9 protein-coding genes and 4 pseudogenes are annotated in these 22,968 nt (G+C 57.6%); 11 read left to right on the forward strand and 2 right to left on the reverse strand.

The annotated features are described in order from the left end of the window. Nucleotides 1-301: 301 nt before the first annotated feature. Nucleotides 302-1,645: an MATE family efflux transporter gene (locus FKV68_RS23150; RefSeq protein ID WP_180942293.1), complete on the forward strand. Its 1,344-nt coding sequence runs from the start codon at nucleotides 302-304 to the stop codon at nucleotides 1,643-1,645. 370 nt (nucleotides 1,646-2,015) lie between these two features. Here FKV68_RS23150 and FKV68_RS23155 read toward each other — a convergent pair. Both FKV68_RS23155 and FKV68_RS23160 read right to left on the reverse strand, forming a co-directional pair. After that, nucleotides 2,016-2,524: pseudogene (locus FKV68_RS23155) on the reverse strand (TrbI/VirB10 family protein); the annotation flags it as partial. Nucleotides 2,525-2,535: 11 nt separating this feature from the next. Beyond that, complete coding sequence (locus tag FKV68_RS23160) at nucleotides 2,536-3,438, reverse strand: beta-keto acid cleavage family enzyme (RefSeq protein ID WP_180942294.1); 903 nt, start codon at nucleotides 3,436-3,438, stop codon at nucleotides 2,536-2,538. A 1,203-nt stretch (nucleotides 3,439-4,641) separates the two neighbouring features. On the opposite strand from FKV68_RS23160, the gene FKV68_RS23165 reads away from it, so the two are divergent. The 10 genes and pseudogenes from FKV68_RS23165 to FKV68_RS23210 all read left to right on the forward strand — a co-directional run. After that, complete coding sequence (locus tag FKV68_RS23165) at nucleotides 4,642-11,706, forward strand: hybrid non-ribosomal peptide synthetase/type I polyketide synthase (protein ID WP_180942295.1); 7,065 nt, start codon at nucleotides 4,642-4,644, stop codon at nucleotides 11,704-11,706. A 217-nt stretch (nucleotides 11,707-11,923) separates the two neighbouring features. Further along, complete coding sequence (locus FKV68_RS23170; RefSeq protein WP_180941966.1) at nucleotides 11,924-13,171, forward strand: ATP-grasp domain-containing protein; 1,248 nt, start codon at nucleotides 11,924-11,926, stop codon at nucleotides 13,169-13,171. A gap of 175 nt (nucleotides 13,172-13,346) precedes the next feature. Further along, a complete protein-coding gene (locus FKV68_RS23175) occupies nucleotides 13,347-14,846 on the forward strand; it encodes a M81 family metallopeptidase (protein ID WP_180941967.1) in 1,500 nt (499 codons plus the stop codon). Between the two features lie 204 nt (nucleotides 14,847-15,050). Continuing rightward, nucleotides 15,051-15,505 (forward strand): annotated as a pseudogene (locus FKV68_RS23180) (IS6 family transposase); the annotation flags it as partial. 17 nt (nucleotides 15,506-15,522) lie between these two features. After that, a pseudogene (locus tag FKV68_RS23185) lies at nucleotides 15,523-16,666 on the forward strand (IS110 family RNA-guided transposase). A 783-nt stretch (nucleotides 16,667-17,449) separates the two neighbouring features. Then, nucleotides 17,450-18,820 (forward strand): MmgE/PrpD family protein, encoded by a 1,371-nt coding sequence (locus tag FKV68_RS23190; RefSeq protein ID WP_180941968.1) that lies wholly within the window; start codon nucleotides 17,450-17,452, stop codon nucleotides 18,818-18,820. Between the two features lie 80 nt (nucleotides 18,821-18,900). Continuing rightward, nucleotides 18,901-20,265: an aminotransferase family protein gene (locus FKV68_RS23195; protein WP_180941969.1), complete on the forward strand. Its 1,365-nt coding sequence runs from the start codon at nucleotides 18,901-18,903 to the stop codon at nucleotides 20,263-20,265. 202 nt (nucleotides 20,266-20,467) lie between these two features. Continuing rightward, nucleotides 20,468-21,850 carry an amidohydrolase family protein gene (locus tag FKV68_RS23200; protein ID WP_180941970.1) on the forward strand — a complete coding sequence of 461 codons (1,383 nt, stop codon included), beginning with the start codon at nucleotides 20,468-20,470 and terminating at the stop codon, nucleotides 21,848-21,850. Between the two features lie 238 nt (nucleotides 21,851-22,088). Further along, on the forward strand, nucleotides 22,089-22,445 hold the full coding sequence (locus FKV68_RS23205; RefSeq protein ID WP_180941971.1) for a hypothetical protein: 357 nt from the start codon (nucleotides 22,089-22,091) through the stop codon (nucleotides 22,443-22,445). Beyond that, nucleotides 22,444-22,593 (forward strand): annotated as a pseudogene (locus FKV68_RS23210) (IS5/IS1182 family transposase); the annotation flags it as partial. The gene FKV68_RS23205 and the pseudogene FKV68_RS23210, both read left to right, overlap by 2 nt. Nucleotides 22,594-22,968: the final 375 nt, after the last annotated feature.

Raw genomic sequence — 22,968 nt, forward strand, 5'->3', positions numbered from 1 at the left:
CCACGAACCTTGGAAGAGACTTCATCGACAGGCCACCTGCCGGTAATACTCCGATACCCCGATCGAAACATTCCAGAAGTACAGACGCGTGAAGCAAACCGCCCGCCGCAAGATGGTGGTGCGATCGACTAAAATGCCTTGCTCGGCCATCGCTTCGAGGCCGCGCAGTGTCTGAGATCGAAGGCCAAGCAACAGCAAACGTAAAAAAAGATGACAGACCGGTCAATCTGGCGCCCCTTAAACATCGCAACTCTCCGCATGCTGGCAATGAAGAGGTTGCAACCATCCAGCAGGAGTCGACATGCAACAGAAAGCGCCACTACTTGGCTCCAGGCCATTCCATGTCACCAACCGGCAGGTCATGGCGATCGCGATTCCCATGACGCTCGCATCCCTCACAACGCCGCTGCTCGGCATCGTCGACACGGCCGTGGTCGGCCAGTTCGGCGATGCCGCATTGCTTGGCGGTCTCGCGATTGGAGCCACCTTTTTCGATTTCGTCTTTACACCCTTCAATTTCCTGCGGTCCGGTACGTCCGGTCTCATCGCCCAGGCTTTCGGGAGGGGCGATGCCCTGGAAGAGCGAGCAGCCTTCTGGCGCGCATTTGTTATTGCCGCTATTTCCGGCTTCGCCCTAGTCCTGCTTGCGCCACTGATTGCCGCGGTGGGCGAATGGTTTATGAACGCCGACCCGGCCCTGACCACCGCGATGGATGTGTATGTCCGAGTCCGCCTTATCTCGGCGCCCGCCGCGCTAATCAACTATACAATCCTCGGTTATTTCCTAGGTCGCGGCGAGGCCGGCGTCGGACTTTGCCTGCAATTCCTCCTCAACGGGATGAATATCGCGCTGTGCATCGTTCTGGGCCTTTATCTCGGATGGGGCGTCGCAGGCGTCGCCTGGGCAACGGTGTGCAGCGAACTTGCCGCCGTGATAGCCGGTATGGTGGTCCTCATTGGGCGCTTCAGGGCGCTGCCGAAAATATCACCCCGGCATACGTTCGACATCGCGGCGATAAGGTGGATGCTTCACGTTAACCTCGGCATTATGATCCGTTCCTTAGTGATCATGGGCGCATACATCCTATTCGCGCGGCAGGGCGCGCAACTGGGCACGCTGACTCTCGCTGCCAATGCGGTGCTGATGCATTTTGTAGACGTCGCATACTACTTCCTCGGCGGGTTCGAGAGCGCCGCCCAGCAGCTCGCCGGTCGTGCCGTCGGCGCCCGTGATCAGCCGGCGTTCTTGCGTGCCCTCAGGCTGACCGCGGGCTGGGGATTCTCACTTGCGGGATTCGCAAGCGTCCTCGCCTTCGCGTTCGGCGAACAACTCATAGGCGCCATAACAAGTGCAGCGGACGTGCGTGCGGAGGCGGTTGTCTATCTTCCTTGGGCGGCTTTCGCGGCACCGAGCGGCGTGCTGGCCTTCCAGATGAACGGGGTGTTCATCGGCGCCAGTTGGTCGCGCGACATGTGCAACGCGATGCTTATATCTTTCGCGGTCTTTATCGCCGCTTTGTTCGCCTTCGGACATATATTCGGCAACGACGGGCTCTGGGCCGCCTTTCATATTTTTCTCCTCTTGCGGGGGGTAAGCCTGCTGTCGATCATGCGTCGCCGTGTTCGCACCGCCTTCGTGGAATGATCGTCGATCGGCTAATTCTCATGTACTCTGTCAAGGGTGAAGGCGAGGGAGCAACTGCTTGGAATGAGTGTGCAAAGCAGGCGGATTGGCTGGTGCTGCACAGGGCCGTGGGCATTCTCATGCAGCTGGAAACCTCGAACTACCGCAATTTCCAGAGGGGGGTGGTGCGGCAGTGAGGTTGCGAACACCCTGACGCGCGGCTGGATTTCGGTCGTTGGTGCGGGCGCGGGCGATGCCGACCGTGCGGACAAACGGGAGCGGGAAGAAGTGGAGTGCGCCCCTTGGGGTGGACAAGGATCAGGCTGCTGATTTGCCAGTCTGCCGGCAGTGACGTGTTTGTTCATGAGAGCGCCGAACCGTGATGGCCGGCCCGACCGAAAGCCTCGGCGAAATTCCGGCGCGCCGCATCCGACGCCGTGTCCTGCGTGGCGAGCGTCGAGCTTTCGGGCAGCGCCATGTCGATGCCGGTGCCGACGATCGCGAGCAGCGCCGCCGAGCCGTACGTCTTGAGATAGTGGTTGTTGACCTTGTCGTTGAAGCCGCCGTAGCCCTCGGCATCTGTCCGCCATGCCGCCGACCTGTAAGGTCCAGCCGTTCGGGAAAATGATGTCGGTCCAGACGACCAGCACGCGCGACTGGCCGAACGAAACCTTGCTGTCATAACGCCCGAACAGCTTGGCGCCTCGCGGGATCAGCAGGCGGTGACCGGGCGAGCTGTCATAGACGTTCTGGCTGGCCTGCGCGGTGATGCGTCCCGGAAGATCCGAGTTGATGCAGGTGACGAGCGTCGCCGGGATCCGAACCGCGTTTGAGCTCGTAGAGAGATGTTGGAACTGAGGAGATAGCCGAGCTCTTGATGTCGGCATTGAAAAAGTCTTGACAGCGGCCGCTCAGGGCAGCCCTAGGATATCGCGCGCTTCCTTAGGTGTCGCCGGCTCATGTCCGAGAACATTGATGAGGTGTCGAGCGCGCTCCACAAGCTGTCCATTAGTAGCGAAGACGCCTCGTCGTAGATATAGATTATCTTCAAGGCCTACACGGATGTTACCTCCAAGCAGGACGGACTGCGCTGCGATCGGATACTGGTTTCGCCCTGTCCCGAGAGCGCCCCAATGAGCGCGCTCCGGCAGTAAGCCTTTCATGTAAGCAACCGTGTCTGGCGTCGCCGGTGCATTCCACTTCACGCCCAGCACAAATTGAAATATCGGGATGCCAGTGATTAAGCCCTCGGCGATCAACTGATGCGCAAAGCCGATATCGCCACCCTCAAATACTTCAATTTCTGGCTTAACGCCGAGCTCCTTAAAGCGCTTCGCCATCGCCCGAAGCGTGCGCGGCGTATTTAGGTAAACGTACTCATCGCCGCCATCGCCTTGATTTGATGTCGTGACATCGAGAGACGCAATGTCCGGTAGACACTCTTCAATGTGCGCATAGCGGATTTCGGGCGGTGCCACCGTCGTGCCAAGCGCGGCGCGCGATTCGTCTCCCGGATCGGGCACAAACCGGGCATTTCCGCCGCAGGTGAGGTTTAAGATGACATCGACTGACGACTGGCGGATCCTGTCAGAAGCCTCCTTGAACAGATCTACATCATAAGAGGCGCCGCCGGTGGCGGGATCGCGCACATGAACATGGACGATCGCTGCGCCAGCGCGCGCGGCTTCAATTGCCGAGTCGGCGATTTCCTTGGGAGTAATCGGAAAATTCGGGTGATCGCGATTGTATTTTGATCCGCCCGTCACAGCGCATGTGATTATGATTTTGCGAGTGTCGAATGGCGCTATTGGCATAGAACTAGATCCTGTGTTGCTGACATCAGACAGTAAGACCGAAATCTGGAACAGCGCCACCGATGTTGAGTTATGACAACCTGCGACTCATTATGCTGTAAGCGACAAGGAGACCCCGTCTAGCAGCATCGGGGCCGGATAAGGTATGGCACGGACGATTTCACACACTGGGAGTATCTATGTCTGCGCCTATAGCTAAGCTAGCCCTAGAACGATCCATATGATTGAGGCTGTGCCGGAACGCCTTGCGGGTTCACCTCGTCAGTTGCGGCGTTTTTGGTAAGCGATAAACAGCGATTGTCGTGCATGCAGCAGGACCAGCCGTGACTTGCCGAACTTTGTCTCGGATGGTGAGAATGCCCTGGTCGAGATCTACGTCGGCCTGAGCAGGCCGAGCGCTTCGGAATGGCGCAGTCCGGCCAACTGGCGGCAATTTGCCAGGGGGCGCCGACGCTCAATATCTATCCCGACCAAACCCGAGACTGAAGGCTGATACAACGACGGCGGACCAATCGTGGCTATGAGACTGGCTCACTTCAATACCGTGCGCCGGCAATTGGGGCTTGCTGAAGCGCGAAACGGTCATCTGGAGGTCTCTCGGCGGAACATGCAAATGCGCAGCAAGGATGATTCGAAAATCGTTCTTTGCCTGAAGATATGAAAGGCGTATATCCATGTGACGAATTTTTCTGCCCGTTCCCGCTCAGCTGGACTCAGCACTTCGCGACAGTGCAACGTCGGGATCGTCAGCTGTGCATGCCGGAAAACCCAAAACATCGATTGTACCCGTCTACCTATTCGAGTGCATGCGTCACAGCCTGCTCCACCACACGCCCTTTGATCAGCGCAACGGTCAAGTCGTTGACGCTTTGGCCGTTCACCCTCCTTCAGCTGCCTTAGGTGGCGTGGGTCGTTGTTACTGAGTAGGAGTCACTTCTACGCCGCCGACGGCTCGCGATGTGTAAAGATATATGAAGCCACTTCAACGATTGCGAAAGGGTTTGATGCTCCCGCTGTCCACCTTTTTGACTTTTCCCTTCAAAATTTATAACGCCAGTCATCTGCAATTCTTACTTCTAGTGAATATGTGTTCTGTCATACGACAGGTTCACATAAACGACTGAATAATTCTCCGAAAATTCGAACTGTTTCCAAGAGAAGACGGGTAGCGTTCTCCGCACAACTATGTGGCTGGAGAAAGCAATGGATCATGTTACGCGTCCGCTGTCGCATGGCCAGATGGGCCTTTGGATACATCATCAAAAACGACCGACCGGTAGCGAATACAATCTGCCAGTCGAGCTGCGCATAAAGGCACCGTTCGACATGGATGCCTTGCGGCGCGCGCTCCAATCATTGATCGACCGCCACGAAATGCTGCGCACGACCTTTCACCAGGAAGGCGAGCATGTCGTTCAACGCATTCATAAGACAGCTCCTCTGAGCTTTCATGTCGTTCGGCTGCCAGGTGTCGAAGAGGCGGCTTTCCATGAATCCATCGCGGCGGAAGCTCGCTCGCCTTTCGATCTGGAGCATGGGCCGCTGTTTCGCGCTCACCTGTTCATCAGCAGTGCCATGGAAGAGACTCTCCTCCTCAATTTCCATCACATCATATCCGACGGCTACAGCATTCGTATCTTCCTGCACGAGTTCGGCAGGCTCTACCAGGCGTTCTGCGGCGACACGGATATGCCGGGTCTGACTACGGCGGCTCCTTACGGGGACTTCGTAGCATGGCAAGAGCGCCTGCTGGCTGGCGACGACGGAGAACGCATGTGGGCCTACTGGCGCAGCCAGTTTGTCGATCATGAGCCCGGCCTGGCCCTTCCTACCGACAGACCACGAGCTGCAATTGCCACGCACACCGGGTCAGTTTTCTCCGTGAATATTGAGATGCCGCTGGTCGCGCGCTTGGAGCGACTGGCGCACAAAGAAAAAGTGACGCTCGCCGCCGTGCTGCTTGCTGCCTTTTATGTCCTGCTGCATCGTTATGGCGACCAGGATGACATCACCCTTTACGCGCCACGCCTCGGTCGTCCGGCAGAAGATTTTTCGGGGACCTTCGGCTACTTTGTGACCCTGGCTTCCCTACGCCAGGATCTTTCCGGAAATCCCATTTTTCTTGACCATCTGCAGCGAGTGCGTCAGGTCATGCGCGGTGCGCGCAGCCACGAGTATTTTCCTTTTCCCCTGCTGCTGGAGAAGCTCAAGCTCCCCCCTGCACCTGATCGCAATCCGCTCGCGCAAGCAGTTTTCAACTTCATTCCGGAGGCGGTTAGTTCTCTTGGCTTCACGCCACGCGACGTCGACCTCGCCGACTTGCCTGCGCAAATCCGACTCTGCGAGACCGATATCTGGATAGATCTTGACTTTCGTATCCTGGCCGGCAAGGACAGCGTGCGCCTTTATGTCGTATACAACGCGGATTTGTGGGATCCTAGCACCATCGAGCTGCTGGCGAAGCACTATTATTTGCTGCTTGATGCGATTGCAGATGCGCCAGCGCGACGGATAGGTGACTATAGTCTTCTGACCCCAGAGGAAGAGCGCCAGCTTCTGTACGACTGGAACGAGACAGCTGCACGTTTCCCGGCCAACATTTGCCTGCACAACCTGATCGAAGAGCAGGCCGCCGCTTACCCAGACAATATGGCTGTCAGCTGCCCGTTGGAGGCACTCAGCTATGCCGCACTTGAGCAAAGGGCAAACAGGCTCGCCCGTCATCTAATTTCAAAAGGTGTCGGCCTTGGAGACGTGGTCGGCATTCTCTTAGAGCGTTCGTGCGATCTCATCGTCGGCTTTCTAGCGGTCCTGAAGGCCGGGGCCGTCTATGTTCCTCTCGATCCGCGACTTCCACCCCAGCGCCTACGCTTCATGATGCGGGACGCTGGCGCCACTGCGATCATCAGCAAGGCCAAGCTTCAAGAATACACATTCGGACAAGCCCTGTCAGGGCTAAACATTGAAGGTGTGAATGGATGCGCGGCGGTTCTCCTCGACATGGACCAAACGGAAATTGCCCTGCATGAAGTCACGCCTCCGCACTGCCCTGCTGGCCCCTCCGACTTGGCTTACGTGATCTATACGTCCGGGTCCACGGGCCAGCCGAAAGGCGTGATGATTGAGCACCGCAGCGTCTGCAACGTGGTGGAGGATCTAAAAAGAACCTATCAGTTGGGGCCGGATAGCCGAGTATTGCAGTTCGCTTCCTGTGGATTTGATGCATCGCTATTCGATATTATGCTGGCTTTGTCCTCGGGTGGTCGATTGTGCCTTGCGCCCCCATCGGCATCACTGCCCGGAGCAGAGCTCGTCGAGTTCATGCGCCGTGAGCGCATCACCGTTGCCGGTCTTACACCGACAGCTTGGACATCCTTGCCGTCGACTGATCTTCCTGATCTCACCGTAATCAAGTCAGGCGGAGAGCCCTTGCCGTCGAGCCTCATTGAGCGATGGGGCGAAAAGCGCCGCATCTTCAATTCCTATGGTCCGACCGAAGCGACCATTTACTGCATAAGGACCGAGGTGAGAGCCGACGGGCGAAAGCCACCCATTGGGCGCCCCGCCGGCAATACCCAGGCTTACATCCTTGATCGCTATGGAAATCCGGCACCGATCGGCGCAATCGGTGAACTTTACATCGGGGGCGTCGGCATAGCCCGGGGCTACATGAATCGCGATGAACTCACGCGCCAGGTTTTCCAGGCAAACCCGTTCGATGACGAGCCGGAATCCAGGCTGTACAAAACTGGGGATCGGGCCCGCTATCGGTCAGATGGCACGATTGAGTTCCTGGGCCGGAAAGACGGACAGATCAAGATTCGCGGCATGCGCGTCGAGCTTGCCGAAATTGAGCAATGTCTGATCGAGCACGAAAACGTCAAAGGATGCTGCGTCACACTGACAGACCGTCTCGACGAGAATACGGGCCTCACAGCTTATGTGGTGAGGCGACGGGAAAGTTCGGAGGATATCGATGAACTTCAGGCTTTCCTGCGCGCCGCGCTGCCTGGCTACATGATTCCCTCGCGGTTCGTGTTCCTTCCGCAGCTACCGACCAATCGCAGCGGCAAGATCGATCGGCGCGCTCTTCCCGATCCGGGGGACGCCTCGAAATTAAAGGCCGCAACTGTTCCGACTGGCAGGCTGCAGACGGAAGTGGCTGAGATCTGGAAGGACGTGCTGAAGCTGGATTCCGTTGGCGTTGAAGACAATTTCTTCGATGTTGGCGGACATTCCCTGGCCATCGTCCAGGTTCAGGCGCGTATCCACGATCGATTGGGCATTGATTGCAAGATTCTGGACCTGTTCGAGCACACCACCATAAGAAGGCTCGCCACGCACTTGGCCGCAATTCCACGCGCTCCTCACGCCGCGCAGGACTTAAAGAGATCGAGTGGCCCGGCCACAATTGAAAGTGAACCCAACGAGGACCACAATGCCGTTGCAATCATTGGGATGGCGGGCAGGTTCCCGGGGGCGGAGAATGTTGATCAGTTCTGGAGCAACTTGGCTGATGGCGTAGAGTCAATTGCAGATCTGGATCAACAAGCATTGCGGGCAGCTGGTGTCGATCCCGAGACTTTGGCCAAGCCTAATTATGTTAGGCGCGAGGCCGTTATCAGCGGAGTTGATTTGTTTGACGCAGCGTTTTTCGGCATCTCGCCTAAGGAAGCAGCCTGGATGGACCCGCAACAGCGGATCCTGCTGGAAACGGCGTATCAGGCGCTCGATCATGCGGGATACGGATCGCGCGAGACAGTAGGAGGCGGTGTGGGCGTCTTTGCCGGCGTAGGGGCGAACCACTACCTGGCTGCACGTGAAGGAGGCCGCGACCTGCTGGATTCGGAGAAGTTGCAAATCAGCATTCTTAATGGCCCCGATTTCACGGCGACGCGTATCGCCTACAAGCTCAACTTGACCGGCCCCTGCGTGTCAGTTCAGACGGCCTGCTCCACTTCGCTGGTTGCTGTCCACCTCGCCTGCCAAAGCCTGCGCCGCGGCGAGTGCGACATGGCGCTGGCGGGTGGCGCATCGATTTCCCTACCCCATGGAAAAGGCTATCTCCATCAACAAGGCCACATCCTCTCTCCTGACGGCCATTGTCGTGCATTCGATGCCAAAGCGCAAGGAACGGTGAGAGGCAGTGGAGCTGCGGTCGTCGTCCTGAAGCGGCTAAGCGATGCATGCCGAGACGGCGATTATATCTGGTCCGTCATAAAGGGAATCGCCATCAACAACGATGGCGCCGCCAAGGTAGGCTTCACCGCCCCCAGCGCCGAGGGCCAGGCTGCCGTGATTCGAGCTGCCCTAACCGATGCTGACGTCTCCGCGGACAGCATTAGCTATGTGGAGGCGCATGGTACAGGGACTTATCTTGGAGACCCCATCGAAATCTCCGGCCTGACCAAGGCTTTCCGTTCTCACACCGCCAGGAACCAATTCTGCGCAATAGGTTCGGTGAAGACAAATATTGGCCACCTCGACGCCGCAGCGGGTGTAACGGGATTGATTAAGCTCGCCACAATGCTGAACAAGGGCGTCATTCCAGCGAGTCTGCATCTTGATAAGCCCAACCCAAACATCGACTTTCAGGAAAGTCCGGTCTTCGTAAACAAGGCTTGCACCGCTTGGCCCAAGGGTGGTGGGCCAAGGCGTGGTGGGGTCAGCTCGTTTGGCATTGGCGGCACGAACGCGCACGCGGTTCTCGAGGAAGCTCCGACGCGAACCGGTGAGCAAGGTGATGGCAGGCTGCACCTCTTTCCAGTATCGGCGGCGAGCAGATCCGCACTAGCAGAAGTGCTCCGGCAAATGGCCGGCTTTTTACGCCGAAACGATATTCAGCAAAACGCTGCGAATATCGCATACACGCTGCAAACGGGTCGAGCCGCTCTCAGATATCGCACAAGTTTCGTGGGATCCGATCTAGTGGAACTAGCCGACCAACTCGATCAGGCGGCATTGCAGGCGGGCGCGACGCGAGAGCCAAGCAGTGAACCCCGCATCGTGTTCATGTTCTCCGGCCAGGGCGGGCAGCAGATTGGAATGGGTCGGGAGCTTTATAAAGAAGAGCCGGAATTCCGCAGCGCCATCGACGAATGCGCAAATTGGCTTAACGAGTTCGCACATATTGATTTCCGCCACCTGCTCTACAGGGAAGGCAGATCCGATGGCGAGCGTGAGCCTGAGCTTGAAGCGGTCATTCAGCCTGTGATCTTCGCTACGCAATATGCAGTGGCCAAGCTCTTCATCTCCTGGGGCATTTCCCCGGCAGCTGTGATCGGCCACAGTATCGGAGAATATGCAGCCGCTCATATTGCGGGCGCCATATCCTTGCCCGATGCCATTCGACTGACGCTGACAAGGGGGCAATTAACGTCCCGAGTGCCCGCCGGCGGGATCGTTGCAGTCGGCCTGTCGCCCGAAGAGCTCCAAGCTTATTGGAACGATAGCCTGTCATTGGCGGCCGTAAACGGGCCGCGTCAGTGCGTCGTTTCCGGGGCCGAATCCGAGATCGCAGCGTTTCATGAGGGATTACAGGCGAGATCCATTCCGAGCAAACGAGTGCGTGCAAGCCATGCTGTGCATTCATCCCTGCTCGATCCAATCCTGCCGGAGTTTAGGATTCATGCGGAACAAGTCGAGCTGCACGCGCCGCAGGTACCTTTTATGTCAACGGTGACCGGCAACTGGCTCGAGGCGGACGTGCCGCTCGATGGCGGCTATTGGGTCCGCAACCTGCGAGAGACAGTGCAGTTCAATTTGGCTTTCGATCGGCTCGTGCAATCGGGCCACGAGTTGTTTATTGAGATGGGGCCTGGCGCAGCCCTGACCGGACATTCCAGACAATTCAAGTCAAAGGACGACCTGCGCAGCCCCGTTGCCTTTCCGGCCTTGCGGGGCAACGATCATAAGCAAGGCGATCACGCGAGACTGCTACAGACGCTGGGAAAGCTTTGGGTCTGCGGCGTTCCCGTTGATTGGTCTGGTCTGCACGGCAATAGAGCCCGGCAGCGTACCCCCCTCCCCCCTTATCCTTTCGATCGCAAGCGTCACTGGCTTGACGCGGGCGCCAATGCGAAGGCACAAGATGTGGACTTGGTTCAACCTGGTATTGCGGCCGTATCCGCCGATCGCCCGGCCGAGAACGAAGAAGCGCGCAGTCCGATTGGGGGTGAGATGTCTGCTGAGGCAGCTTTGGACTGCCAAATCGCGGCGGTCTATCGGGACATTTTGGGCCTCGATGACGTTGCTCTAACCGATAGTTTCTTTGATCTTGGTGGCGATTCATTGAGTGCCTTAAGCGTCATCAATTGCATCGAGCAGCTCACGGGAGAGAGACTGGCTGCGTCCCAGTTGCTCGAACACCAGACACCAAGAAGTCTCGCGATAGCCCTGTCGAAGCCCCTTAACAGCGCATGGCCGAGTGCATTGGTGCCAATACAAACCGGCGGTTCGCGGGCGCCTCTGTTTTGCCCCCACCCTTTTGGAGGAAATGTGCTCTTATATACGCCTCTTGCTAAAGCACTCGGCGTGGAGCAGCAAGTCTTCGGCCTTCAGGCGCGCGGTCTGGACGGTGAGACGAGACCTCACCTGAGCATTCCGGAGATGGCGCGAGAATACGTTGAGGCCATCAAGAGCGTGCAGTCCCACGGCCCTTATCAGCTTGTAGGCTTGTCGATGGGCGGCAGTATTGCTTGGGAAATGGCTTGCCAATTGAGCGATGCTGGTGAGCAGATAGCAATACTGGGGCTGCTCGATGCCAAGGCGCTTCACAAGTATGAAGCGCACACAAGTGGCCTTTATCATCCCCTGCTCGGCAACAGCCCCATTCCTGACTGGCTGAGCGAGCAAGCTATAATATTGAGCATTCTTTTCCCCCCGCTGAAGAAACATTGGAAAAAGCTGAAATCCATCAAACGTGAGCGCCAAGTCATCGCCTTGCTCGAGCTCGGAAGGCAAGCAGGTAAACTCCCCGCCATCAGTGACACGCAGCTCGATCGTATCCTGACAGTTGCCGAGGCAAATAGAATTGCGCTGCGTAACTATACGCCTCGAGCGAACGACAGCAGGTGCGTCCTTTTTGCGGCCAAGAAGGGGTTGCGCACATCCACGAATGAACATGATGGCGATCTTGGGTGGAAGCAGTTCGCCCTAGGCCACTTGGAAATTCACGAGGTTCCGGGTGATCATTACACAATGGTCGCTCCCCCTCATGTAAGCGTCCTGGCAAAGAAGCTCCAAAATTATCTCAATCGAAACGACTAAGCGACGGCACCAGCAGCGGATCGCAAAAGATCCGGACAGGGCCGGTGACAAAACTGTTGCAACAGATCCTTCAAGTAAAGTTATAGAATTTTTGCGACCGCGGATCGCTGGCAATGGTACGTTCACCACAAGTCTGAGGTCAGGCAAGGCTGAAGAAGCTTTCTCTGACATACGCTAACGACCGCCGCACAGCGCGCAATGTCGGAGACAACGGCCAATGGCAAAGAGAGCACTAATCCTTCTTGAAGGTTCAAGGTATAATGGTCCGCTATACGTCCAGGCGACCCCGCGTCTTGGCCTTCATCCAATTGTCCTGTCGGCTGATCCAGCCCAGTACGACTATCTTGGGGCCGAAGGAATTGAGGCAATCCGTGTCGATACAGCCGACGTCGATGCGCTGATCCGCGAATGCTCCGGGCTGCACGAAACCTATGACATTGCTGGCATTACATCCGTCGGGGACTCGTTCTATGCGACAGTTGGCAAGCTCTGCCGGCATTTCGATTTGCCGGGACCGGACCCTACATCCATCGAACAATGCTGTGACAAATTCAAGCAACGTCAGCTTCTGGAGGAAGCCGGCATTTTAATACCTGCTTATCGCTTGGCAGCGGATGCGACGGAGGTGGAAAGCGCTGCCGAGGAGATCGGCCTGCCGGTGATTATCAAGCCAGCCGTGGGCAGCGGCAGCAGGGGAGTCCGATTGTGCCGCGACGTCAACGAGTTGGCCGAACATACGACTTATCTGTTGGGCGGGAAGCACATATGGCGGGCCTCGCCGAGGATCCTGGTCGAAGAATTCGCAGAAGGACCCTACTATCTCGTTCACATAATGGGAAATGAGGTCATTGGGATTGAAGCCGGTGACTCGGGCCCTCCGCCGTATTTCGTCGGTCATGAGAGCATCTTTCCGGCACCGCTGACGGATGACGAGCATGAGCGCATGGCCGATGTTTCGCTAAGCTGTTTGCGAGCACTCGACCTTGGCTGGGGGCCAACCTGCATTGAGTTCCGGTGGACAAAGCGTGGCCCAGTCGTCATTGAAGTCAATCCGCGTCTTGCTGGTGCGCCCTGTTCTCAACTGATTCAGCTGGCTTACGGTGTCGATCTCATCACCGAACACGTCAAGCTTGCCATTGGCGATGAATGGGATTTGCGCAGAAGGCATTCGCACATTGCGGCCGCGCGGTACCTCGTTCCTGATCGCGATGGCACCCTCGATTGGATCGGCGGCGATAATCGGGCGGCTGCCATACCCGGTGTAGCCGAGGTCAAATTCTATGTTGAAGCCAAGACGCCAATCGTGAGGAAGGGTGACCTCCGAGACTTGATCGGGTATGTCATCGCCGCTTCCCCCAGGCGCGCTTCGACAGAGGCGATACTTCAGCGTGCCGTCGACTTAATCGATTGGTCGATTACACCATTTTTGACCCCTGGCGAACAGGAACAACCTGCGGCCCCCTAAGAACCTAAGCAGTTGTCCCCGGCGCTTCCTGTTGCGGGTCACCACGCCCAGCCCCATCCGCACCCTTTGTACCGCGGCATAAAACGCACCAATACGTCCTTGCACACTGACCCAGTAAGTAGCCGCGAAGTCCCTGGCGATCAAAAGCCTGACATTCAGGAGGAAATATAAGATTATGAAGCGCATAGCAGTCGGACGCCTGTTTCATGAATCGCACGGATATGCGCCTGCGATAGCCGCGACAGATATCACGGTTGTTCGCGGCGAGACTGTGATCGAGGCGGTCAAGGGAAATGGCACAACGCTCGGCGGGATTGTCGACGCCTTGATTGAACGCGCTGATATTGAAATTCTTCCCGTTTCAGATTCGATGGTCGCCCCGAGCGGCGCCATCGATCATGGTTTCTACGTTGAGCAACGCCAGTTCTGGGGCGAGGAGCTCAAGAAGCTCGCACCCGATGCGGTTGTTCTGGACCTGCATGGGTCGATGTCCACGACTGAGTTCGAAGATGCGGAAGGTGATTTCCTCTCCTACATTCGCGGCGCCATCGGCGGAAACGCGGTCATCGGAGTAGGTCTCGACCTTCATGCCAACATCACGCCGCAGATGTTGAAGGCAGCCGACATCTGCATCGCCTGCAAGAACAATCCCCATGACGATTACTACGACAATGGCAAGAAGGTCGTTAGATTGGTTTTCGATGTCCTGGAAGGCCGTCTGCGCCCGGTCTATACCTTCGCGAAAACCCGAATGATTGCCCCAGGCAGGCTCGAAACTCATCTCAGCCCACTTAGGGAAATGCACGCACGTGCACGTGCGCTCGAGAAGTCGGAAGCGCCAGTGGTGGACCTTAGCATCTACAACGCCTATCGCTTTGCGGATCTAACGGACATGGGTCAGGCCGCTGTAATCCTCAGCAACGGGCCATATGCGCAAGCAAAGGCGATCGTGGAGGATTACGCCCAGGAGTTCTGGGATCTGCGCGAGTGCTTCAAGGATGAAGCCGTGACGATCGAAGAGGCCCTAGATGCCACTGCGAAGGACAAGAGCGGCATCACCAAGGCGCTTGCCGATCTTGGAGACCGGACGCTGGCCGGCGCGCCGGGCGACAGCACCTTGATCCTGCAGGCCGCACTGAAGCATCCTGTGAAGCTCCAGGGCGCGATGACGGTCAATGATCCGGAAACCGTCGCTCAGGCACATGCCGCCGGAGTCGGCGCGAAAATCAAGATGCGTCTCGGCGGCAAGGTGACCCCGCTATATCTGCCCTTCGAGGTCGAAGGCGTGGTCAAGATGCTCAACAATAGGGATATTAAACTCATTGGGCCCAGTTTTGCCAACGAATCCGCTTCCATGGGAAATACGGCCCTTATCGAGATTGACAACCGTATCCTTGTGATTGCCACTTCAAAGCCAGGGTTCATCGTTGATCGGGCCGTTTTCGAATCCCACGACATCAATATCATCGAGCAGGACTTCATCGTCATGAAGTCGCAGTTCCACTTCAATCGGAATTTCGAGGGCGTTGCAGCGACTATCTATGTTGCAAGCGCGGGCCTCTCCTATTTCGTCCCAGGTGCTTTCCCCAAAAAACGCGCACGGGTCTGGCCGGACACCAACGTGGGTGACGCGCCCATCGTCGCGGCTCAAGTGGTGGAGCGTTTAGCCGTATAAGGCATTATCGCGACACTAGGCCGGCTGGGCTCGCAGTTACTGTCGACAACGCGTCGGTAGCAGGCCAGATCGCCGAAATCGCTCGATCCTCTCATCAGAGGGCGTTATCAACTTAACTTAACTCGCGTTCAGGGATTTGCGGCATTTACCGATGTCATGAACACCGCAACCGTCAGCTAGAAGCGCGATCGTTCCCCGCCGCAGATCATCGCCAATGCAGTCTGGCTCTACTACAGGTTCCCCTTGAGCCTGCGTCTCGTAGAGGAAATGCTGCTGGAGTGCGGAAGCACAATCCGCCGGTGGGGCATCAAGTTCGGTCCGGACTACGCTCGCCGCTTGCGCCGCAAGCAGCACAGCCGAAACGATGTCTGGCACCTGGACGAGTTCGTCATCACGATCGCCGGCAGGAAACACTGGTTGTGGCCCGCCGTCGACCAGGATGGCTATGTGCTCGACGATTGCTGACGCGGCTGCCGAAGAAGTAAAACGTCGCGCCGACGCGCATGATCACCGACAAGCTGCGCTCCTATGGAGCAGCTAGGCGACAGGTGATGCCGGGCGTCGAGCATCGGTCGTATAAGGGATTGAACAACTGGGCGGAGAATGCCCATGTGCCGCTGCGAATACGGAGGTGGCATGAAAGAGGCCGCGCCCACGGGAAGAACGGATCGCTAAAATGTGGATGGCGCTCGAGGGACAGTCGCAATTCCTACCTTGCGGCGTACCGTATTGGGGTTTCGACGCTCTCAACGACGGAGCAAGTGCGACCGTGCCTTACGACTATGACATCGGTGTGGATTACCACAAATCTGGAGCCATCTTGTTGTTCAGGACAGCGCCGGCAAGACGCTGCACTCAGGCCGGGTGAAGAACGACCGCCATTCGCTGGCGGCGTTTCTCGACCGCTACAGGGACAACTCCCACGCCGTCGTGGAGGCCACCCGCAACTTGATGGTCATCTACGACTGGCTCGGCGACATCTGCGACGATGTCATGCTCGCCCACCCGCTGAAGGTCAAGGCGACCGCCGACGCCAAGATCAAGACCGACAAGATTGATGCGACGGTGCTGGCGCATCTGCCCCGGGCCGATCTTGTGCTGCAAGCCTGGGCCCAGAGCGCGGAGGCCCGGGAAGTGCGTGTGGCGCTGCGCGAGCGGATGTTCTACGTGCGGCTGCGCATCATGGTGGAAGAACCGGATCCTTACCGTCTTCGACCGCTATCCGGAACAGACGGCCCAGCTCAGAAAGCTCGGCGAGCTGTTCGGTAAGGCCGGGCGCAAACAATTGGCGCAATTGCCGGTCTCGCGATCGATCGCATCCAGATCGACCGCGGTATCGCCTTCATCGACGATATCAATGTACGGATCAAACAGTCGGAAGCCATGATCCGGACGCTGACGCGAGAGAACGCCAATGTGAAGCTCTTAAAGACGATTCCCGGGATCGGCGAATTATTTGCCCGGCTGATCGATGCCGAGATTGATGATGTCGGCCGCTTCCGCTCCGCCAAGAAGCTTGCCGCCTATGCCGGGCTGGTTCCCTCGACCTGTTCGAGCGGCGGCCGGACTTTTCACGGTAAGATCATCAAGCAGCGCAACAAATGGCTGCGCTGGGCCTTTGTCGAAGCCGTTGCCCCTGCCATCGCTGCCGATCCGGAGTTGCGAGACCTTTATGAGCGCCTGAAGCCCTCGGCACCAACAAGGCCAAGGTGGCGGTGGTGCGCAAGCTTTTGACGATCGCCTTCCAGCTTCTGCGCGACCAGCGCCCTTACGAGCGTCGTGGCGCAAGCGGGCAGGAAGGTGCGTCGACGATATACTGACTGTCCTGATCCGTTAGCGAGTCCGGGAGCACCGGACTGCCCGAAGCGATCGCCGCCAGAATCGTTCGGAGATCCGCGCGGTTGATCAGTGCAATTCAACCACGTTTCGCATTTTCGTATGTCCGACGACATCCGACATACGACAATGCAGTGTTAGAGCCATCGTTTTGTTTTGACATGACTTTCTCCTTGGCACGGTACATGCATGGATATCCGCAAAACGTCACGGCTAAGGAGAAGGTTTTGTCGCACTAGCTGCCAACGTCTATTTGGCACGAGTGCTCCTCGTTTTCACACGCGGCGCCGTTAACGCCCCTTGCGTAATACGAACACCGCTGTGAGGATGCGCAATCACATTTCTGGCAAATGTGCGATCAGAAATTGATGGGCGCCTACAGCCTCATCAAGGGCTATTTCGAAGTCACGCCCCCTTCACTCGCAGCCACGCGTCCTTACCCGCTTGATGTTTTGGCTGCCGTTGCTGGCATATCTCTACAATTGAATGGAGTTCTCATGAATCTGGATACGCAACGCTTATTAACGCCCAATATGTGCATGGGGCGCCGATGCCGGACATGCCATCGGCCGAGGAGGTCAGGCCGAAATGGTGGTTCCGGACCCCGAGTGGATCAACGCCAACAAGCCAATGCTGATCGATCGCTGGAACGCCTGGATTCAGAAATAGCCACCTTCCCACTGAGCGGGGCCCCAGACTAGCTGTCGGCGCCGACAGGATGCGCAGGCCCTGCATTGACTTCCCATTCCTCATTGCGGTTCGAAACTATGTCGCTGACACAAGACGTTGCCAATACGGTCGCCAGCCTCACATACGACGAACTGCCGGTAGCAGTACTCGACAAGGCGAAGCTTCTCGTCCTCGACCATGTCGGATGCATGATCGCGGGAAGCACTACTCGCGGGGCGAGACAAATGACGCCCTATCTCGCGCGTATCGATTCGGGTGGTCCAAGCACCGTTTTCGGCACGTCACTATGCTTCCATCCTGCCAATGCCGCTCACGCCAATGGCCATAGCGCCAGCATGCTTAGCCTGGATGATTCCTACGTCCTTTTCGGGCATCCCGGCAACTCCATTATCCCGGCTGCGCTTGCCGTTGCCGAAGAGGTAAACAGCTCCGGCAAGGCGCTGATCGCCGCGATTGTCGGTGGCTATGAAATGTCACTGCGCCTTGGCACGGCCATGCGGTCTACCGAAGGCCGCAACCGCCAGGTCAGCGGTCTTGCGACTTGGCAGATTTTCGGCGCATGCACGGCAACAAGCCTGTTGCACCGATTCAGCGCCGGGCAAATCGCCGATGCTTACGGACTGACGCCGATGCATGCTCCGCTTCCCTTTGGGCAAAAATTCTATTCTCGGCCGATAAGTTTTTTGAAGAACAATTACGGATGGGCGAACAAGGGGGCCATCACGGCGGTGGACCTTGTACGCGAAGGCTTCCACGGGAACCGCGCCATCTTCGACGGCGACGACGGCTTCTGGGCCATGGCCGGTTCCGACCGCTTTGAACCCCAGAACATGCTTGACCGGTGGGGGGAACGCTACTTCATCCTTGAGACCGGCTTCAAACCTTATGGCGTCTGCCGCTGGATCCATACCGCGATCGACTGCCTGCGCGTGCTGCAGACAAGACATCGTTTCGGCCATGCCGACATCAGGGGCATTCATGTCGAAACCGTGAGCGAATTCGTTCGTGACTTTGATGGCCCTTGGCCGCAATCCACCATCGAAGCGGCATTTCATATCCCCTATGCGCTCGCGCTCGAACTGCACGACAAGTCCTCCGCGACCGGCCTGCGCGAAGACGACCTGACTGACGAAGGTGTTAGACAAACCGCGGCACGGATCAGCCTTTCAACCCTCGCCAGCGCCGATGAGGTATTTTATGCGCAAAGGCTCCTGCCGGCCCGCGTCAGCGTCACTCTCCAGAATGGCAAAACGCTTTCTGCCGAGGCCGAGGTTCCAACCGGCGCCCCCGGCGGGCCCGCTTTTGGACAGGCGGAAGTGGAAGCGAAATTCCTCACGCTGGCTAGCCCCGTCATCGGCGCTATCAATGCCGCGCGTCTGAAACAGTCCCTCCTCGAATTGGAGGGCCTCTCCGTCCGCAACGCATTGAAGCCTTGCGCCATGACGTGATCTCCGCGCGGGGGGCACCGTCGCGAACCAGGCCGCGCCCCCTTCTTCACAACGACAAACCAATCAGGATGAGGTTGCAAATGTCCACTCAGAGTATCGTTCGACCGGAACCTGCTCAGAACGCATTCGATAGGTTCTACGCCGGCTCACGCGGAGCCGGGGGGACGTTCAAGGTGTCGCATGGGGAGGGTATCTTCTTCTGGGATACTAACGGCAAGCGCTATCTCGAGGGTTCATCCGGCGCGTGCGTTGTCAATCTCGGCCATGGGAACGAGCGCGTCCGCGATGCGATGATCGACCAGGCCAATCGCATCAGCTATTCCGCGTTCTATAGTGAACCAACCAATACGCTATGCAGGATGATCGCGGACCTCGCGGGCCCTGGTTTCGATCAGGCTTTTCCCGTTTCCGGCGGTTCGGAAGCAGTCGAAGCTGCCATCAAGCTCGCGCGTCAATACGCGGTGGCCAGCGGACAGTCGAAGCGCTGGAAAATCCTCGCGCGCATGCCAGGATATCATGGCGCGACGCTTGGCGCCGCTGCTGTCACGGGCGACCCTGACCGCGACGAGATCTTCGGCCCGATCATGCAGATAATGCCCAAGGTGCCGGCACCACTGAGCTATCGCGTCCCTGAAGGCTTTGACGTCAGTTCCTATGCCGACTACTGCGCGGAGTCGCTTGAACGGCAAATCCTTGCAGAAGGCGAGGAGACGGTGCTCGCCTTCATCATGGAGCCGGTCGGCGGTGTCGCGACCGGCGCGTTGGTTGCGCCGGACAGTTACTATTCCAAAGTTCGGGAGATTTGCGATCGCTATGGCGTTCTGTTGATCTTCGATGAGGTCATGTGTGGCGCCGGCCGAACCGGCACCTTCCTCGCCGCCCATCATTGGCCAGACGCTCTGCCTGACCTCGTCGTCTGCGCCAAAGGCTTGGCCGCCGGTTATTCGCCGCTTGGCGCCATGATCGCCCCCAATAGGATCGTGGACAAGGTCGCCGGCTCCGGCGGTTTCTTGCACGGCCACACCTATGCTGGAAACCCCCTCTCATCGGCAATTGGTGTCGCGGTTCTCGAGGAGATGCTCGACCAAGATCTGATGGGCAATGCCAAGCGGATGGGCGTCCTCCTGCAGCGAAAGCTTCACGCACTGAAGGATCGGAGCACCACTGTCGGCGACGTGCGGGGAATGGGCCTCCTCAATGCGGTGGAGATCGTCGAGGACCAGGCAACCAAGGCGATTTTTCCCGCAGCCAAGCAGGCGTCCTATCGCGTTTCGGAGATCGCCCGCGAACTCGGGCTGCATCTCTACGCACGCCGCACCGCCAGCGGAAAGTTCGGGGAATGGTTCATGGCAGCTCCTCCGCTTATCATAACCGAACCGGAAATCGACCTCTTCATGGAGCTTCTCACTGAGACGTTCCGGGTTTTTGAGAGCGAGAACCGATGAGGCGGGCGCGTATCCATCCTAACTCGACGCAATCCATGCTGGCCGGTGTATAGGAGCCAATCTCTCGAGCGCAGCCAGGCAGCGCCTGCATGATGCCGGGCAAGGGCATCCGCCCGTTAAAGCTACCAATAAGGTATCGCGCCGCACGAAGGTGGGATGGCTTTCGCCAGTGGTTGAAACGATGCACAAGAAGGATGAAACAATGCGAAAGAAGACCGTCGACACTCTCATCATCAACGGTGATATTTTCACCGGTGACAGAAGTCAGCCGCATTATCGACCAGGAGCCATAGCGATATCTGATGGCGTAGTGGTCGCGATAGGTCGCGAGCAAGAAATTCTGTCGGCGTACGATGCAACGCGCAAGATCGACGCCCAGGGCGCTTTGGTCCACCCCGGCTTCATTGAAAACCATATCCATTCCACGGGCTTGGCTTATCACGGAGCTCCTTTCTCGCCGCAGTCGGGCACTGCGACTAAGGTGAACTACTCGAGCATGAAGGCAGCAACTGACCCCGAAGTAACCGCTGCCTATGCGGCCGCTGCAGCCTGCTCAATGCTACAACGTGGTTTTACCCTGTACTTCGAGGCAGGCACTGTCATCGAGACCGATGCGTTTGCCGAAACGCTAACCAAGTGCGGTATGCGGGGAATGGTGACTGCGCCATGGGGATGGGACGATATGTCATCCGACATGACTGAGGGGTACGGGCTGAACAAGACGCTGATGCGGCGTGCGCCGCCGGACGCGAGACGGGTTATCGACCAGTTTAAGCATGAACTTGCCCGCAATAAGGATGAGAATGCGTTGGTACGCGGCTATGTCGGCCTCCAGGGATGTGGTGGCTCCACGGACGATCTAATCCGGGAAGCAGTGAGAGTGGCCACCGAATCAAACGCGCTCTTGTGGATGCATGAGGCCTTCATGCCCTGCGATGTCGCGGAAGAGCGAAGGAAGTTCGGTGATGCCGCCGCGGTCCGTATGCACCGACTTGGCGCCCTTGGGCCATTCGCGACGTTCGCGCATATGAACATCCTTACCGAAGAGGACATTGAGCTCATCCTTGCGATGAAGCCCGGCCTTTCCTGGTGCCCCCAACACGCGCTTACCTATCAGATCACGCCACCGGAAAGATGCTGGTTTCCGTATCTTTACCGAGAAGGGATCAGTGTTTCGCTCAGTGTCGACACGACCATGAGATTTCCAATCGGGATCTCGGGCCTCATGAGCCTCTATCTGTCGATGGTAACTGGAGACCGACTGAATGAATCCGATCCATTTTACATGCAGACGATCGACGCTGCGAGAAACGCAGGCCTTGGTGACAGGCTGGGCAGCCTGACCCTGGGCAAGCGCGCCGATGTGGTCATCCGGGAAGCCCGCGACATCACCCACTACTCCTGGCGCGACGATATGGGCATCCTGTTGTCGCTGTCTTCGTCGATGATCCCGGTCGATACAGTTCTCATCGATGGCAAGGTCGTCATGGAAAAGGGCCGCCTCACGACAATGGATCAGGATGAAATCCTTGCCGAAGCCATGCGCCAGCGCGATCTGTTGGCTGCTAGGGTCTCCGCCGCATGAGCATGTGACGTGAGCAGTGCGTGTGAGCAGGATGCCCACCCGCGCTTCCCAAGAAAAACAGATTCAGCATCAGCAGCATCATTCTTGTTCGTTTTGACTAATCCTCAGGTGCTCAAAATGCGAAGGAACGCAGGATGGAGACAGAAAATCCGCGCGTTTTTGGTGCCGACTGACGGCTTTGCTCCGCATTATTTTCCGACGAACCTCTGTGGTCGTTTGACCAACAGAGGAATAATTGATGTTGAAATCCGAACACGAGATGCCCACCGAGCTGAAAGCAGCGCTGACCAACCGCCAATACAGTCCGGTGGCGATCAGAAATTACTACGCTTATGCGCAGAGTTCCTCGATTATCTCGCGCACCGAAGCCTTTGTATTCGGCCAGCATCCCCTGGTAGGGGGTGTAGTGCTGTTCTTCCGGTTCATAATGCAGATCATATTCGGCAAACTTGGACATGGTATCGACGACGGACTTCTAAACACCCGCTGCCACGCCGGCCAGAATTGCTGCACCCAAGCAGGCCGCGATGTCCGTTGTCTGCATGGATCGGACCGGCAGTCCGGACGCATTCCGAAGGAGGCCCCATGCCTGTGACTGGCGCCTTTATAAGTAACGCAACGCCATCGAGCGACTATTCAACAAACTCAAACACTTCCGGCGCATCGCTACCCGCTACGACAAGCTCCTCGACAACTTCCTCAGCTTCGTTAAAGTCGGCGCAATCCACCTGTTGCTGAGATGAAAGTTAAATCCTGACTACGACCTAGCGTGTTGGCGCAGCGTGACGAATATAATATCTGCTTGGCTCGTCGCAGCACGAGGTAGTGGCGGATTTTGACACTCGCTTCAGAGACGGCGAGTTACCTCCGACATGGCCGCTGGCTCCCTCTCCGCCTCGCTCAGTCACATTTGCCATCGCTCAACTCCCACAAAAAAAGACCAAGCGCACAATGAAATGGCCAGTGAACAGTGGGCTCTACAAGGAGCGGATCGGATGAACTTCGGCTCGGTGCTGAGCGCGGGCAGATAGCCATCAAGTCCCTCATGGTCCAACCGCTGCAAGTTGTCTATTGTTCATCGCCCGATTGCGCTCGCCTTCCAATGTCAACAGAACATC

The sequence above is a fragment of the Sinorhizobium mexicanum genome, from assembly GCF_013488225.1.
Lineage (GTDB): Bacteria > Pseudomonadota > Alphaproteobacteria > Rhizobiales > Rhizobiaceae > Sinorhizobium > Sinorhizobium mexicanum.

Coding starts and splice junctions, on each gene's coding strand:
- FKV68_RS23165 (WP_180942295.1), top strand. CDS start 4,642: ATGGATCATGTTACGCGTCCGCTGTCGCATGGCCAGATGGGCCTTTGG.
- FKV68_RS23190 (WP_180941968.1), top strand. CDS start 17,450: ATGTCGCTGACACAAGACGTTGCCAATACGGTCGCCAGCCTCACATAC.
- FKV68_RS23175 (WP_180941967.1), top strand. CDS start 13,347: ATGAAGCGCATAGCAGTCGGACGCCTGTTTCATGAATCGCACGGATAT.
- FKV68_RS23170 (WP_180941966.1), top strand. CDS start 11,924: ATGGCAAAGAGAGCACTAATCCTTCTTGAAGGTTCAAGGTATAATGGT.
- FKV68_RS23200 (WP_180941970.1), top strand. CDS start 20,468: ATGCGAAAGAAGACCGTCGACACTCTCATCATCAACGGTGATATTTTC.
- FKV68_RS23150 (WP_180942293.1), top strand. CDS start 302: ATGCAACAGAAAGCGCCACTACTTGGCTCCAGGCCATTCCATGTCACC.
- FKV68_RS23195 (WP_180941969.1), top strand. CDS start 18,901: ATGTCCACTCAGAGTATCGTTCGACCGGAACCTGCTCAGAACGCATTC.
- FKV68_RS23205 (WP_180941971.1), top strand. CDS start 22,089: ATGTTGAAATCCGAACACGAGATGCCCACCGAGCTGAAAGCAGCGCTG.
- FKV68_RS23160 (WP_180942294.1), bottom strand. CDS start 3,438: ATGCCAATAGCGCCATTCGACACTCGCAAAATCATAATCACATGCGCT.